Genomic DNA, 16,467 nt, shown 5'->3' with positions numbered 1-16,467 from the left:
GCTAGAAATGCGTTAGATGAATTAACGAAAGAAGCAGATCCAACAACAGGTAAGACAACAAGTACGGCTACTGCGTATAAGACTGCAAAACAAGAAGCAGAAGACGCTGTTCGAAAAGCTGATGAAGTGATTGGTAATCAAAATGCGACTGTTCAAGAGGTCAGTGATGAAATCGAAAAATTAAAATCTGCAATGCAGAAACTTCAAGAGGCGAAAGAAGGTTTGAGAGATATTCAAATTCCTTCAAATTCTACTCAACCAGATCAAGGAGCTACAGAGACTCCAACAGCTCCATCTGAGCCAGCTCCACAACCGTCTCAACCAGCAGCTCCGAGTCAACCTGCAAGTCCTGCTCCAGTTCCAAGTTCAGCTCCGACTCAAGCTCCTAGAGTGGCAGCACGTCCTTCAGCTAGCTCAACGAGCACGCAAGCTCCAGCTCAAGAGCAAGTTGACAAGTCTGAACTTCGTGCCTTGACTCAAGAGTTAGACCAACGCTTGAAAGCTTTGGCAACAGTATCTGATCCGAAAATCGATGCAGCCAAGGCTGTCCTCCTAGATGCTCAAAAAGCTCTGGAAGATAGTGCCTTGACAGAGCAAGGTCTGGGTACTGCAGTAGAGTCTGTGAAGGCTGCCTTGAACTCTCTCAAAGATGTGAAAGCAAATGCTAGCGACAGCAAGCCTACACAAGACAAGAAGGATGCCAAGAAAGGAACGGAGGATAGTAAGGATTCAGATAAGATGACTGAAACAAACTCAGTTCCAGCAGGAGTGATTGTAGTCAGTCTACTCGCCCTTCTAGGTGTGATTGCCTTCTGGTTAGTTCGTCGTAAGAAAGAGTCAGAAATCCAGCAATTAAGCACGGAATTGACAAAAGTTCTCGGACAGCTAGATGCAGAAAAAGCGGATAAAAAAGTCCTTGCCAAAGCCAAAAAACTTCTCCAAGAAACCCTTGATTTCGTGAAAGAAGAAAATGGCTCAGCAGAGACAGAAGCTAAACTAGTAGAGGAGCTTAAAGCAACCCTTGCCAAACTCAAGTAAAACATGATTTATGAAATGTCAGACCTAAAAGACATTTTCGTTCACAAAAGCAGCGACGAGTAACCCTTGTCGTTGCTTTTTGGCTATTTTGGAGGACAAGATCCGCCTTGACTAGCAAAAGAAAAGATTGGTCCAGTAGTGCCCGATACGATTTTGCGTAGCAGAAAGCATACAAATTAAATTGAATATAGTAAAATAGGATATGAAATCTTAAGAAAGTTGGTTCTTTATTGGAAACGATAGTATTTTCAATCTCTGTTTTTCTAGCAGGTGTTTTATCCTTTTTTTCTCCTTGTATTTTTCCACTTCTGCCAGTCTATGCTGGGATTTTATTGGATGATCAGGAAAGTGCAAAAAGCTTCTCCTTATTTGGGAGAAAGGTTCTCTGGTCCGGTTTGATTCGAACACTTTGCTTTATTGCAGGTATTTCTCTTATTTTCTTTATTCTAGGCTTTGGTGCTGGTTACTTTGGTAATATTCTCTACGCAAATTGGTTTCGCTATACCATGGGTACGATTATCATTATTTTGGGCCTTCACCAGATGGAAATTTTTCATTTTAAGAAATTAGAGGTTCAAAAAAGCTTTACTTTTAAGAAATCAGAATCCAATCGTTATTGGTCAGCCTTTTTACTCGGTATTACCTTTAGCTTTGGTTGGACGCCTTGTATTGGTCCAGTGTTGAGTTCTGTTTTAGCGCTTGCGGCTTCTGGAGGCAATGGCGCTTGGCAAGGAGCAATCTATACTCTCATTTACACTCTGGGCATGGCCCTTCCTTTCTTGGTTTTGGCTCTAGCTTCAGGAGTAGTCATGCCTTATTTTAGTAAAATCAAGCGTCATATGATGCTACTGAAGAAAATTGGTGGTTTCCTTATTATTTTAATGGGAATTTTGTTAATACTAGGACAAGTAAATGCTCTAGCTGGAATTTTTGAATAAAGGAGAACAAATGAAAAAAGTAATGTTTGCTGGCTTAAGCCTCTTGTCATTAGTTGTATTGATGGCCTGTGGTGAGGAAGAAACTAAAAAGACTCAAGCCCCACAACAGCCAAAACAACAAACGCCTGTACAACAAATTGCTGTTGGAAAAGATGCTCCAGATTTTACCTTGCAATCTATGGATGGTAAAGAAGTTAAGTTATCTGATTATAAGGGTAAAAAGGTTTACTTGAAGTTTTGGGCTTCATGGTGTGGTCCATGTAAGAAAAGTATGCCTGAGTTGATGGAACTAGCGGCGAAACCAGATCGCGATTTCGAAATTCTTAGTGTCATTGCACCAGGAATTCAAGGTGAAAAAACCGTTGAGCAATTCCCACAATGGTTCCAAGAACAAGGATATAAGGATATCCCAGTTCTTTATGATACTAAAGCAACTACCTTTCAAGCTTATCAAATTCGAAGCATTCCTACAGAATACCTGATTGACAGTCAAGGAAAGATTGGAAAAATTCAATTTGGTGCTATCAGTAATGCGGATGCAGAAGTAGCCTTTAAAGAAATGAACTAGAATCGATAAAATCTGATTACAAGATGTAGTCAGATTTTTTTAGAAAATTATTTTATAAATAGTCACAAATCCCCTATATTTATGGTAAAATAGAATCATCATTTTATTTGGAGAAGAAATATGAATATATTTAGAACAAAGAATGTAAGTTTGGATAAAACGGAGATGCACAGGCATTTGAAGTTATGGGATTTGATTTTGCTGGGTATCGGAGCCATGGTAGGGACAGGCATCTTTACAATTACAGGTACTGCAGCTGCCACACTTGCTGGTCCAGCCCTAGTGATTTCAATCGTCATTTCTGCCTTGTGTGTGGGATTATCAGCCCTCTTTTTTGCAGAATTTGCTTCACGAGTACCTGCTACAGGTGGTGCCTACAGTTATCTCTATGCTATTTTAGGAGAATTCCCAGCCTGGTTGGCTGGTTGGTTAACCATGATGGAGTTCATGACAGCCATATCAGGCGTAGCTTCGGGTTGGGCAGCTTATTTTAAAGGCTTGCTCTCTCAATACGGGATAGCCCTTCCTCAGCCTTTAAATGGTACCTTTAATCCTCAAGCAGGGACATTTGTTGATTTATTGCCTATTCTTGTCTTGGTCTTGGTGACTTCGCTTGTTTTACTAAATGCCAAGGCAGCCTTACGCTTTAATTCGATTCTAGTCATTTTGAAATTTTCCGCTTTAGCTCTCTTTGTTTTAGTAGGAATTTGGCATATTAAACTTGACAACTGGAGTAATTTTGCTCCTTATGGTTTTGGACAAATCTATGGTGCTAGTACTGGTATTATGGCTGGTGCGTCCTTGATGTTCTTCGGTTTTTTGGGCTTTGAATCCATCTCTATGGCCGTAGATGAGGTCAAGACTCCTCAAAAAAATATTCCTAGAGGGATTGTCTTATCGCTTTCTATCGTAACTATTCTCTATGCCTTGGTGACGCTTGTCTTGACTGGTGTGGTTCACTATAGTCATCTAAATGTTGATGATGCCGTTGCCTTTGCCCTTCGTAGTGTTGGGATTAGTTGGGCAGCCAACTATGTGTCATTGGTGGCTATCTTGACCTTGATTACAGTTTGTATTTCGATGACCTATGCCCTATCGCGTATGATTTACAGTTTAGCGCGTGATGGCTTAATGCCTGCTGCCTTTAAAGAACTAACGAAGACTAGCAAGGTACCAAAGAATGCTACTATCTTGACAGGTATAGCTTCAGCAGTAGCAGCAGGAATGTTCCCTCTTGCTAGTATCGCAGCCTTCTTAAATATTTGTACCTTAGCCTACTTGATTATGCTAGCTTACGGTCTGATTCGCTTACGGAAAGAAAAAGGAATGCCCAAAGCTGGAGAATTTAAAACACCCTTGGTACCCCTGTTACCAATTTTATCAATCATCATTTGTTTATCCTTTATGTTGCAGTATAATATGGAAACTTGGCTTGCTTTCCTAGTTGCTTTGTTGATAGGAAGTATCATTTACTTTACTTATGGTTATAAGCATTCTACCATAGAAGAATAATACTCTTCGAAAATCTCTTCAAACCACGTCAGCTTCGCCTTGCCGTATGTATGGTTACTGACTTCGTCAGTTTCATCTACAACCTCAAAAACAGTGCTTTGAGCAGCCTGCGGCTAGCTTCCTAATTTGCTCTTTGATTTTCATTGAGTATATAAAGTGAGAATCTGTTGAGTTGTTGACACTCAGCAGATTTTTATATGTGAAAGAAATTTCAAATTTTTTCTAAAAATATCTTGACAGATTAAATTTTTAGGAGTAGAATGTTTACTAGTTAATTAAATGGTTAAGGAGTTGTTCATGAAGAAACAAAATTTATTTTTAGTCTTGTTAAGTGTTTTTCTTTTATTGCTAGGAGCCTGTAGTCAAAAGGAAAGCCAGACAGGAAAGGGGATGAAAATTGTGACCAGTTTTTATCCTATCTACGCTATGGTCAAGGAAGTGTCAGGTGACTTGAATGATGTTCGGATGATTCAGTCAAGTAGTGGGATTCACTCCTTTGAACCTTCAGCGAATGACATCGCGGCCATCTATGATGCAGATGTCTTTGTTTACCATTCGCATACGCTCGAATCTTGGGCAGGAAGTTTAGATCCTAATCTAAAAAAATCCAAAGTGAAGGTTTTAGAGGCTTCTGAGGGAATGACCTTGGAACGCGTCCCAGGGCTAGAAGATGTGGAAGCAGGGGATGGAGTTGATGAAAAAACGCTCTATGACCCTCACACTTGGCTAGATCCTGAAAAAGCTGGCGAAGAAGCTCAGATTATCGCTGATAAACTTTCAGAGGTGGATAGTGAGCATAAAGAAACTTACCAGAAAAATGCGCAAGCTTTTATCAAAAAAGCTCAGGAATTGACTAAGAAATTCCAGCCTAAATTTGAAAAAGCGACTCAGAAAACCTTTGTAACACAACATACAGCCTTTTCTTATCTAGCGAAGAGATTTGGACTCAATCAACTTGGTATTGCAGGTATCTCTCCTGAACAAGAACCAAGTCCAAGACAACTAACAGAAATTCAGGAATTTGTTAAAACCTATAAGGTTAAAACGATTTTTACGGAAAGTAATGCTTCTTCAAAAGTAGCTGAAACTCTTGTCAAATCAACAGGTGTGGGTCTTAAAACTCTGAATCCTTTAGAGGCAGACCCACAAAATGACAAGACTTATTTAGAAAATCTGGAAGAAAATATGAGTGTTCTAGCAGAAGAATTGAAATGAGGAAAGAATGAAAATCAATAAAAAATATGTAGCAGGTTCAGTGGCAGTTCTTGCCCTAAGTGTTTGTTCCTATGAACTTGGACGGTACCAAGCTGGTCAGGCTAAGAAAGAGTCTAATCGAGTTGCTTATATAGACGGTGATCAGTCTGGTCAAAAGGCAGAGAACTTGACACCAGATGAAGTCAGTAAGAGAGAGGGAATCAACGCCGAACAAATTGTTATCAAGATTACGGATCAAGGTTATGTGACCTCTCATGGAGACCATTATCATTACTATAATGGCAAGGTTCCTTATGATGCCATCATCAGTGAAGAACTCCTCATGAAAGATCCGAATTATCAGTTGAAGGATTCAGACATTGTCAATGAAATCAAGGGTGGCTATGTTATTAAGGTAAACGGTAAATACTATGTTTACCTTAAAGATGCGGCTCATGCGGACAATATTCGGACAAAAGAAGAGATTAAACGTCAAAAGCAAGAACACAGTCATAATCATAATTCAAGTACAGATAATGCTGTTGCTGCAGCCAGAGCCCAAGGACGCTATACAACGGATGATGGTTATATCTTCAATGCCTCTGATATTATTGAGGACACGGGTGATGCCTATATCGTTCCTCATGGCAATCACTTCCACTATATTCCGAAGAGTGACTTGTCTGCTAGTGAATTAGCTGCTGCCCAAGCCTTCTTATCTGGAAAAGGCGGCCAATTAAGTACGGTTGAATATCGTTCTAGCAGGGGAGAAACAAGATCTAGTGTGAGAACGAGTCAATCTGGAACTCCTCAAAATCCTGCAACAGATTCTGAAAGTCAAAGTGAGGATTTAGCTAGTCTCCTTCAAGAATTGTACGCTTTGCCACTTAGCCAACGTCATGTGGAGTCTGATGGATTGGTATTTGACCCAGCACAAATTATAAAACGTACTGCAAATGGGGTCGCAGTTCCTCATGGGGATCATTTCCATTTCATTCCGTATTCACAAATGTCTGCTTTGGAAGAAAAATTGGCTCGAAATCTACCAATTGGAGGTCAGCCAGTTCAAAAGCATTCTGACAATACGAAACCAAGCAGTACAGATAAACTAAGTTCAACCATTAAACCAAACTTTAATCTCAATACGCCGGCACCGAATAGAGCAACTGGAGGCGCCTATACAACAGATGATGGGTATGTCTTTAGTCCGTCAGATGTGATTGAAGATACAGGAGACGCTTTTATTGTACCGCATGGCAATCATTTCCACTATATACCAAAAGGCGCTTTGTCTGCAGGAGAATTGGCTGCTGCCCAAGCCTATTGGAATGGGAAGCAGGGATCTCGTCCTTCTTCAAGTTTTAGTCATAATGCAAACCCAGCTCAACCAAGCTTGTCAGAGAACCACAATCTAACTGTCACTCCAACTTATCATCAGAATCAAGGGGAAGATATTTCAAGCCTTTTACGTGAATTGTATGCCAAACCTTTGTCAGAACGACATGTGGAATCGGATGGCTTGGTATTCGACCCAGCACAAATAACAGATCGTACAGCAAATGGTGTTGCTGTGCCTCACGGAAATCATTATCACTTTATCCCTTATTCACAAATGTCTGATTTAGAGCAGAAGATTGCAAGAATGATTCTGTTAAAAGGGCAAAATGGTGCAGTCGTGCCAGGAATGCATTATTTGAAACCAGCACCAAAACCGCAAGTTCAACCATCAACTGAGAAAAAACAAACTAATTTTGCAGTAGAACAGGTTGTTAGAAAAGTTGGAAAAGGATATGTTGTGGAAATTGCTGGTGTCAGTCACTATGTTTTTGCTAAAGACTTGGCTAAGGATAAGATTGATGCTATTGAAAATCTCTTGTCTAAGAAAACTCAAGAGACACATGCTCTAGTTGCGAAGAAAGAAAACGTCTCTTCTCGTGACAAAGAATTTTATGATAAAGCTTATAATCTGTTAACCCAGGCTCATAAAGCCTTGTCTGAAAATAAGGGGCGTGCTGTTGATTTTCAAGCCTTAGACAAATTAGCAGAACGCTTGAATAATGAATCTTCTAATAATAAAGTAAAATTGGTAGATGATTTATTGGCATTTCTAGCACCGATTACCCACCCAGAACGCCTTGGCAAACCAAATGCTCAAATTGCCTATACAAACGATGAAATTAAATTAGCGAAATTAGCAGGTAAATATACAACCTCAGATGGCTACATTTTTGACGAACATGATATTGAAAGTGATGCAGGAAATGCCTACGTCACTCCACACTTGAACCATAGCCACTGGATTAAAAAAGACAGCTTATCTGAAGCTGAAAGGGCAGCAGCTCAGGCTTATGCTAAAGAAAAAGGCTTACAAGCTCCAAATTCTACTGAAGCAAAACCAGAGGCAACAGGGACAGAAGCTATCTATAACCGCGTAACAGCTGAGAACAAGGTACCATTAGAAAAAATACCAAATCATTTACAGTATACTGTAGCTGTACAGAATGGTTACTTTATAATTCCTCACTTTGATCACTATCATAATCTTAAGTTTGCATGGTTTGACGAAGGACTCTATAAGGCACCTGAGGGTTATACCTTAGAAGATTTATTTGCGACTGTAAAATACTACGTTGAACATCCGGACCAACGTCCTCATTCAGATAATGGTTGGGGTAATGCTAGCGACCATGTTCGTAAAAATAAGGCAGACCAAGACGGTAAACCTGATGAAAATAAGGAACATGATGAAGTAAGTGAGCCAACTCGCTCTGAATCTGATGAAAAAGAGAATCACGCTGGTTTAAATCCTTCAGCAGATAATCTTTATAAACCGAGCACTGATGAAGACGAGACAGAGGAAGAAGCTGAAGATACTACAGAAGAGCCAGAAGTCCATCAAGTAGAGACTGCAAAAGTAGAAGCTAAACTCAAAGAAGTAGAAGCTTTACTTGATAAAGTAACGGATGCTAGTCTGAAAGCTACTGCGACTGAAACCCTGGCTAGTTTACGAGGTAACTTGAGCCTGCAAACCATGGATAATAATGACATCATGACAGAGGCAGAAAAATTACTTGCTTTGTTAAAAGGTAGTGAGTCAATTGAGACGAAGCCAGAAGCATAAGTTTATCCTATTAAATCGATATAATGTAAGAGTCAGTAGTAATACTGGCTTTTATTTTTTTAAATGATATAAAAATCTTGACAGATAAACTTAAAAAAGGTAAACTATTTACTGGTTAATTAAATGGTTAAATAACCAGTTTAGAAAAAATGTTTAACCGAGAAAAAGAAGTTAAGAAAAAGCTTCATCATTTATTGAAATGAGGGATTTATGAAATTCAGTAAAAAGTATATAGCAGCTGGATCAGCTGTTATCGTATCCTTGAGTCTATGTGCATATGCACTAAACCAGCATCGTTCGCAGGAAAATAAGGACAATAATCGTGTCTCTTATGTGGATGGCAGTCAGTCAAGTCAGAAAACTGAAAACTTGACACCAGACCAGGTTAGCCAAAAAGAAGGAATTCAGGCTGAGCAAATTGTCATTAAGATTACAGATCAGGGCTATGTAACGTCACACGGTGATCACTATCATTACTATAATGGGAAAGTTCCTTATGATGCCCTCTTTAGTGAAGAACTTTTGATGAAGGACCCAAACTATCAACTTAAAGACGCTGATATTGTCAATGAGGTCAAGGGTGGTTATATCATCAAGATCGATGGAAAATATTATGTCTACCTGAAAGATGCAGCTCATGCTGATAATATTCGAACCAAAGATGAAATCAATCGTCAAAAACAAGAACATGTCAAAGATAATGAGAAGGTCAGCTCAGATGTCGCTGTAGCAAGGTCTCAGGGACGTTATACGACAGATGATGGTTATGTCTTTAATCCAGCTGATATTATCGAAGATACGGGTGATGCTTATATCGTTCCTCACGGAGGTCACTATCACTACATTCCAAAAAGTGATTTGTCTGCTAGTGAATTAGCAGCAGCAAAAGCTTATTTAGCTGGGAAAAATACGCAACCGAGCCAGTTAAGCTATTCTTCAACAGCTAGTGACAATAACACGCAATCTGTAGCACAAGGCTCAACTAGCAAGCCAGCAAATAAAGCTGAAAATCTCCAGAGTCTATTGAAAGAACTCTATGATTTACCTAGCGACCAACGTTACAGTGAATCAGATGGCTTGGTCTTTGACCCTGCTAAGATTATCAGTCGTACACCAAATGGAGTTGCGATTCCACATGGCGACCATTATCACTTTATTCCTTACAGCAAACTCTCTCCTTTAGAAGAAAAGATTGCTAGAATGGTGCCTATCGGTGGAACTGGTTCTACGGTCTCTACAAATGAAAAACCTCATGAAGCAGCGTCTAGTCTAGGAAGTATTTCAAGTAGTCCATCTACTTTGAATCATGCCTCATTACTTACAAATAAGCCTATCTCTTCAACATCTGATGGTTATATCTTTAATCCTAAAGATATTGTCGAGGAAACAGCAACAGCTTATATTGTAAGACATGGTGATCATTTCCATTACATTCCAAAATCGACCGTAATTGGGCAACCGACTCTTCCAAACAATGGTCTAGTAGCACCTTCGCCGTCTCTTGCAGCCAATCCTAGTGTTTCACATGAGGAACATGAAGAAGGTGGACACGGCTTTGATGCCAATCGTATTATTGCTGAAGATGAGCAAGGCTTTATTATGAGTCATGGTAACCACAATCATTATTTCTTCAAGAAGGACTTGTCAGCAGAGCAAATTAAGGCAGCGCAAGACCACTTGAAAGGGGCAAATACAGCTACACCAAATCCAGCTCATGATGACGATCACGATGGCGATGAGCATGACCACCATCATGGTGAAGATCACGATCACGGTTTTGATGCCGATCGTGTCATTAGTGAGGATGATCAAGGATTTGTCATGAGTCACGGAGACCACAATCATTACTTCTTCAAGAAGGACTTGACACCAGAACAAATTAAGGAAGCTCAGGATCATTTGAAAACACATCATGATGCAGAGCCTGTTCAACCACTTGCAAAATCTGTTGAATCATTCTCTAAAGATGCTAGTGATGAAGAAAAAATAGCTTATATTTCTAAGACCTATGGGGTTCCACTTGAAGCTATTAGAATTTCAAAAGGTTTCTTTGTATTTAATAATCCTGACCAAGCCTACGATCCAACTCATATCCATCCCTATGCTGTTCGTAAGGAACACGTTCGACTTCCACTCCAAACTGGAAATCCTGAACTTGATTTCCTAAATGAACTTTATACGACTGCCTTACGTGATCGCGTATCACCTTATCGTTTGCAGGTTGAAAACGGCAGTTTTGTGATCCCTCATGGAGACCACAATCACTACATCAAGGTTCAAACTAAGGGCTATGAAGTAGCCTTGAAAAACAAGATTCCAGCCCTGAAATCCAACTATCAGCCTGGGGCCTTTGATGAGAAAACAGTTTTAGCAAAAGTAGATCAACTTCTTGCTGAAAGTCGAAACGTCTATAAAGACGATCCAATCAAACAAAGACAGATTGAGTTAGCCTTAGGACAGTTTACTGAAAATATGAAGAAACTAGCAACTAACTCTACAGCAGGTTATCTTGCGACACTTGATCTCTTTGATAAGCAATATATCCATATTGATGAAAGTGTCAAACCTGTTGAAACAAGTGCTTTAGATAAGAAATATCAATCCTTGATTGATAAAATCAATACGCTAGATACAGACACTTATGGACTTCCTAAGAAAGACCTTCTCGTTCGACTCCAGGAAGCTAAGTTGGCTAAAGATGAGGCTGGTTTAGCAGCGGTTGAATCACAACTTCAAGCTCTTCAAGACTTTAATGATCGTACTGGCGATACAACAGTGGAATATATCAAGTACTTCTATGAGAATGTAAATGATGGTCGTTTAAGTGATGAGCTTCGTAATAAAGTAGCTAATTTGACTTTTACTTTATATCAATCCCAATCCTTCCGTAAGGCTGTGGACTTGAATAAACTGTTCCCAAGCATTTATCAAACAAAACAAGAAGTAGAAGAGGCTTTGAAAAATCAGCCAGCTTCTACAAAAGTAAATGAAACAGTTCTAGATAAAGAAACAGTTGATAACCAATCTGCTAAGCAAGCGATTTATGAATTTTTGAAAGATCTTTATCCTGATCTTAAAAAAGAAGAGCATGTCAATCATGTTAGCAAGGAAGAAGTAGAAAGCCTCTTGAGCAAGGCAAATCAACTCTTGGAGCAAATCCAAGAAGAAGGAATCAGACAATCCTTGGCAGAAGAAGTAGAAAATCTCAAAGCTGCTACAAACAAGGCTGATGCAGACTTGGATGAAGTAAACAGCCAGATAAAAGATGTCTTGACTCGTATCGCTAGCGCCCTTCAACAAGAAAAGGAAAATGCTGAACAAGATCCTCAGACACTTGTACTCTATCAAAAACTCTACAATATTCTCATATCGCTTCACTCTTATTTAGAAAGTAATAATGGTTCTGATGAGGACTTTGATAAGGTGGATGCATTACTAGATCAACTTTCTGCTAAGAGTAAAGACAAAGCAGCTTTACTTGAATTGACCAAAGCTATTCTAGTTTTGAATCACCAAATCCAGTCAAAAGCTAGCGCAAGTGAAGAAACAAGTCCAGCAAGAAATGCTGAAGCAAATGGTGATAAGACAAGTACCGAAACAGAAACATCAACAGCTACGGAATCTAACAGTGAAACTGCTAGCGACGAAAACAAACCGAGCAACGCAAGAGATTCTAAACCTGCTGAATCAGCTTTAGAAAAGGAAACAACAGAATCTACAACAAGTACTGGAAACTAAGAAAAACCAGCAGAATAAAAAGAAAGGCGAAGTAGCTGAGCTACCTCGTCTTTTTAGTCTTTATAAGCTACGATACCAATGATGGTATCAACTGCACGTTCCATGGTCTGAAGGCTGACGTATTCAAAACGTCCGTGCATATTTTCGCCACCTGCAAAGATATTCGGAGTTGGGATTCCCATAAAGGAAATCTTAGAGCCGTCTGTTCCACCCCGGATTGGTTCGATAATAGGCGTGATACCTAGATTTTCCATAACGGCTTTAGCAATGGTAATTGGAGTCATATCTTTCTCAATGACTTCTTTCATATTGTAGTACTGGTCTGTCAAGTTGAGGGTGATACGGTCGCTACCAAGTTCTTGATTCATCTTATCAGCGATAGACTGCATAGCCGCTTTACGCGCTTCAAAGGTATCTTTTTCAAAATCACGAATGATGTAGCTTGCACGCGCCTCCTCGACACTACCTGTCACATCCATAAGATGATAGAAACCTTGGTAGCCATCCGTTAACTCAGGTCGGTCATTCTCTGGAAGTTGATTATGAAAATCAATTGCTAGCTGAAGGGCGTTGACCATCTGACCTTTGGCAGTACCAGGGTGGACATTGCGTCCTTGGAAATGCAATTCAGCCCCAGCTGCTGAAAACGTCTCGTATTGAAGCTCACCTAGTGGGCCACCATCAACTGTGTAGGCAAAATCCACATCAAAATCTTCTGCATCAAATTGATTAGCACCAACACCGATTTCTTCATCTGGACCAAAACCAACACGAATTTCACAGTGTTTGATTTCAGGGTGGGCAGTCAGATATTCAATGGCTGTCATAATTTCAGCAATTCCGGACTTGTCATCAGCCCCTAGCAAGGTTGTTCCATCGGTTGTAATGAGCGTTTGTCCTGGATATTTCTCAAGACTCTTAAAGTCAGCTGGATCGAGTTTGAAACCAGAATTTCCAAGTTCAATCACACCACCATCGTAGTTTTCAATTACCTGTGGATTGACTCCTTCGGCATTAAAATCAGCAGTATCCATGTGGGAGATGAAGCCAATTTTACGTGTTAAAGATGGATCATTGGCTGGCAAGGTACCAATCGCAAAACCATTTGGTAGATAATAAACATTTTGTAATCCAACACGTTTCATTTCAGGAATCAGAACATTGGTTGCGAAGTCAACCTGACTCTGTGTACTTGGAGTAGTAGTAGAGTGTTCATCAGAGCGCGTGTTGACTTTAACGTAGGTTAAGAAGCGGTCCAAGAGATTTGGATAAGTCATAAAAAACTCCTTTTGAATTCATTTTTTCCATTGTATCATAGAAAGAAGAGAAAAACAAAAGATTGTGAATGTTGCTATGTTAGCGTTTACTTATCAGTGGATTCATGATAAAATAAATTTGATAAAAATATCACAAGGAAGCAGTTATGAAAAAAGCAATTTTAATGATGACATTCGGTTCGCCAGAAGAGATTACCTTTGAAGGTGTGGCTGATTTTTTCACAAATATTCGTCGCGGAGTGAGGCCTCAAGACCACGAAATTCAAACTCTCTATGATAATTATGTACGAATTGGGGGCACGCCTCTGCAAAGAATTACTCGTGAAGAAGTTGCCTTGGTAGAAGCTAGACTGGGAAATGAATATAGTGTCTATTTTGCCAATAAATTTTCCAGACCTTTTATTCCAGATGTGATTGGTCAGATGGAAGCATACGGTATTGAACAGTGTATTTGCTTGATTTTGGAGCCTCATTATTCTTTTTACTCTGTCATGGGTTATGAGAAATTTTTAGAAAGCAAACAAATTCAATTTTTGGTCATTAAGGACTGGTATCAGGAAGAAGCGCTCTTAAACTATTGGGCAGATGAAATTGCTAATATTTTAAAAGAAGAAGTAAAGCAGGATAGCTTTAAAGTCATCTTTTCAGCCCATAGTGTGCCCATTTTTGCCTTGGATTTTGGTGACCCTTATATTGACCAAATTTTTGAAAATAGCAAGTTAGTTGCTGAAAAACTAGGTTTGAGTTCCGAACAATATACTAATACTTGGCAAAGTGAGAGTGATATTGGGATTCCATGGATTAAGCCAGATGTATTAGAATATCTCAGAGAACAGACAGAACATCCAGACCATTATATCTTTGTTCCAATCAGCTTTATCAGTGAGCACATTGAGGTCTTGTTTGATAATGATGTGGAATGTTATGACTTGTGTCAAGAATTGGGTGTGAACTACCATCGACCACCAATGCCAAATACGGATTCTCGCTTGATTGATGCCTTGGTCAATACAGTCAGAGCCAATGAACATCAAGAGTTTAAGGAATTTCTCCCAGAAGAAGAGACCTTTGATGAGTTAGTTCCTTCAGACGAGACGAAAAATATTTTGGCTGAATCTCAAGATTTACAAATGCCAGAATTTGTGAAAAAACTGATTGAGAAAAAAGGTCGAGAGAATGTTAAGATGCCTTATCTTATCAAAAAAATGCTTGAGAAAGCAGGTAAATTACCAAAAGAGTAAAGAAAAAGGATTTAGCTTTGTGCTAGATCCTTTTAAACGATTATTTTTTCTCAAGAAGGGCTTTGATTTCTTGAAGTACTTCCAATTCAGTTGGTTTTTTTTCGGCAGTTTTTTCTTCCTTTATGCCAGTCAGCTTCTGTGCTTTTTCAATACCCTTGATAATAAAGAAGAGGGCGGTACCCACAAAGATAAAATTGATAATAGCACTTAAAAAGTTACCATAGCCGACTCCATGCCAAGAAAGTTGAGCGATACGTTCGACTTTAGCAGCTTTCAAAGCGGGATTTAAAATAAGAGGAGTGATAATGTCGTTTACAAGTGAAGTAACGATAGCACCAAAAGCAGAGGCAATGACAACACCGACAGCAAGGTCAATAACATTTCCTCGAAGCAAGAATGATTTTAGATTTTTTAACATACTGTTTTCCTTTCAACGTTTCGTGTTTCATTGTATCCTAAATCATTATAGAAGGCAATTAAAAGGCTCATAAATGGAGCATTATTTTCTAAAAATATAGACCTTGCTCAAGATATAATTGATGATAATAATGAGTATTTGTGCAATTATTGTTTCAATAGCATTTATCTTATCAATGTTTTCATTTACGAATTGCCCTATGATATGAGGGAATTGAGTCACAAACAGAAAAGTAAAGAGCAAATCTAACAGAAAAGTAGAAAGGCGGGCAAGAAAAAATTTCACTAAACGAATAAGCCGATTCTTCCTTGTTTGCTTAAATACAATCGTATCATTTGTGATAAAGGCAAATAAGATACCAATAATATTTGCTAAGGCAGTAGCAAGGAGTTCCTGATGACTTAGTTGATAAATGACTAGTCGTGAGAGAATCGAAACTAGAGTTGTTGCAAGGCCAAAAAAGAGATAGGCTAAGATTTCATTGTTAAAAAATTTTTGAATAGGTTTTTTCATGCTTTAAGTATAGCATAAAGCAGGCTATTGTGCTATACTAGTAAGGTTGAATAAAGCAACCCTTGGTGCTTAGCTTCTTTCACCAAGCATATTACACGCGGATAACCGCCAAAGGAGAAAAGATGAAAAAATTAACTATTCGTGATGTTGCAGACATTGCAATTGTTGCTGCTATTTATGTCGTTTTGACTGTCACACCGCCCCTAAATGCCATTAGCTATGGTGCTTATCAGTTTCGTATTTCAGAAATGATGAACTTTATGGCTTTTTACAATCCTAAGTACATCATCGGAGTTACCATCGGTTGTATGATTGCTAATTTCTTTAGCTTCGGACTGCTAGATGTCTTTGTTGGTGGTGGATCAACCCTAGTATTCCTTAGTTTAGGTGTTTGGCTTTTTGCAAAATATAGTAAGGATTACCTCTTTAACGGATTGATTCGAAAAGATCATTTCTTCTTTTCAATCCTCTTTTCAATTTCCATGTTTACTATCGCTGCAGAGTTAAATATTGTAGCAGAATTACCATTCTTCCTTACTTGGTTTACAACAGGAATCGGTGAATTTGCCTCATTGATTATTGGAGCGATTATTATTGGTAAAATTGGTCGTCGAATCGATTTAAGCAAATAGAACAGGACAAGCTAGGTAGCCTTTACCTGGCTTTTTCTTATAGAAAATTTCTAAGGAAACTTGACAAGTTTTTCTGATTATAGTATACTTTTCAAGTAAGCTGATTTAGCTCAGTTGGCAGAGCGCATCCATGGTAAGGATGAGGTCGCCGGTTCAATCCCGGCAATTAGCATTAAATATACAGTAAAACCCTTGATTGACAAGGGTTTTTGTTATGTCTGCCCCAAATTTTTCAAAGATACTGCTTATGCACCTGTGTAGGTAAATTCCCAAACTA

At 39.0% G+C, this 16,467-nt stretch carries 12 protein-coding genes, 1 tRNA gene, 2 pseudogenes and 1 riboswitch; of the genes and pseudogenes, 12 read left to right on the top strand and 3 right to left on the bottom strand.

All coding sequences use genetic code 11. The features are described 5' to 3' along the window. From HT697_RS09780 to HT697_RS09740, 9 genes and pseudogenes are all read left to right on the top strand, one after another. Positions 1–192 (top strand): annotated as a pseudogene (locus HT697_RS09780) (peptidase); the annotation flags it as partial. 198 nt (positions 193–390) lie between these two features. Continuing rightward, positions 391–594, top strand: a pseudogene (locus tag HT697_RS09775) (hypothetical protein); the annotation flags it as partial. A 27-nt stretch (positions 595–621) separates the two neighbouring features. Then, positions 622–1,038 (top strand): hypothetical protein, encoded by a 417-nt coding sequence (locus HT697_RS09770; RefSeq protein ID WP_173263120.1) that lies wholly within the window; start codon positions 622–624, stop codon positions 1,036–1,038. 230 nt (positions 1,039–1,268) lie between these two features. Further along, positions 1,269–1,976 carry a thiol-disulfide oxidoreductase-associated membrane protein CcdA2 gene (ccdA2, locus tag HT697_RS09765; RefSeq protein WP_173263117.1) on the top strand — a complete coding sequence of 236 codons (708 nt, stop codon included), beginning with the start codon at positions 1,269–1,271 and terminating at the stop codon, positions 1,974–1,976. A gap of 10 nt (positions 1,977–1,986) precedes the next feature. Beyond that, positions 1,987–2,544 carry a thiol-disulfide oxidoreductase-associated lipoprotein SdbB gene (gene sdbB, locus HT697_RS09760; protein WP_173263113.1) on the top strand — a complete coding sequence of 186 codons (558 nt, stop codon included), beginning with the start codon at positions 1,987–1,989 and terminating at the stop codon, positions 2,542–2,544. 120 nt (positions 2,545–2,664) lie between these two features. Then, positions 2,665–4,056, top strand: coding sequence for an amino acid permease (locus HT697_RS09755; RefSeq protein WP_173263111.1), 1,392 nt, complete (start codon positions 2,665–2,667; stop codon positions 4,054–4,056). A gap of 297 nt (positions 4,057–4,353) precedes the next feature. After that, on the top strand, positions 4,354–5,271 hold the full coding sequence (gene adcAII / locus HT697_RS09750; RefSeq protein WP_164226559.1) for a zinc-binding lipoprotein AdcAII: 918 nt from the start codon (positions 4,354–4,356) through the stop codon (positions 5,269–5,271). Between the two features lie 7 nt (positions 5,272–5,278). After that, positions 5,279–8,371 (top strand): pneumococcal-type histidine triad protein, encoded by a 3,093-nt coding sequence (locus HT697_RS09745; RefSeq protein WP_173263108.1) that lies wholly within the window; start codon positions 5,279–5,281, stop codon positions 8,369–8,371. 210 nt (positions 8,372–8,581) lie between these two features. Beyond that, positions 8,582–12,109, top strand: a complete 3,528-nt coding sequence (locus HT697_RS09740; RefSeq protein WP_173263105.1) for a pneumococcal-type histidine triad protein — start codon at positions 8,582–8,584, stop codon at positions 12,107–12,109. A 53-nt stretch (positions 12,110–12,162) separates the two neighbouring features. On the opposite strand, the gene pepT is transcribed toward HT697_RS09740, so the two are convergent. Beyond that, the gene (pepT, locus tag HT697_RS09735) at positions 12,163–13,386 is read right to left on the bottom strand and encodes a peptidase T (protein ID WP_173263102.1); all 1,224 of its coding nucleotides are present in this window, start codon (positions 13,384–13,386) and stop codon (positions 12,163–12,165) included. Between the two features lie 146 nt (positions 13,387–13,532). Between pepT and hemH the strand changes: the two genes are divergently transcribed. Further along, a complete protein-coding gene (hemH, locus tag HT697_RS09730; RefSeq protein ID WP_166736674.1) occupies positions 13,533–14,627 on the top strand; it encodes a ferrochelatase in 1,095 nt (364 codons plus the stop codon). A gap of 40 nt (positions 14,628–14,667) precedes the next feature. Here the strand turns inward: hemH and mscL are convergent, their stop codons facing one another. Both mscL and HT697_RS09720 read right to left on the bottom strand, forming a co-directional pair. Further along, on the bottom strand, positions 14,668–15,045 hold the full coding sequence (gene mscL / locus HT697_RS09725) for a large conductance mechanosensitive channel protein MscL (RefSeq protein ID WP_000916790.1): 378 nt from the start codon (positions 15,043–15,045) through the stop codon (positions 14,668–14,670). Positions 15,046–15,126: 81 nt separating this feature from the next. After that, positions 15,127–15,558, bottom strand: coding sequence for a GtrA family protein (locus HT697_RS09720; protein WP_173218339.1), 432 nt, complete (start codon positions 15,556–15,558; stop codon positions 15,127–15,129). Between the two features lie 28 nt (positions 15,559–15,586). Beyond that, a riboswitch (PreQ1 riboswitch) is annotated at positions 15,587–15,683 on the top strand. Between HT697_RS09720 and HT697_RS09715 the strand changes: the two genes are divergently transcribed. Then, positions 15,681–16,190 (top strand): QueT transporter family protein, encoded by a 510-nt coding sequence (locus HT697_RS09715; protein ID WP_000737071.1) that lies wholly within the window; start codon positions 15,681–15,683, stop codon positions 16,188–16,190. (Overlaps the previous riboswitch by 3 nt.) A gap of 99 nt (positions 16,191–16,289) precedes the next feature. Further along, a tRNA-Thr gene (locus tag HT697_RS09710) sits at positions 16,290–16,362 on the top strand. The last annotated feature ends 105 nt before the right edge of the window (positions 16,363–16,467 follow it).

The organism is Streptococcus sp. 1621 (assembly GCF_013276615.1).
Classification (GTDB): Bacteria; Bacillota; Bacilli; order Lactobacillales; family Streptococcaceae; genus Streptococcus.
This window is presented reverse-complemented; position numbering and strand designations above follow the sequence as displayed.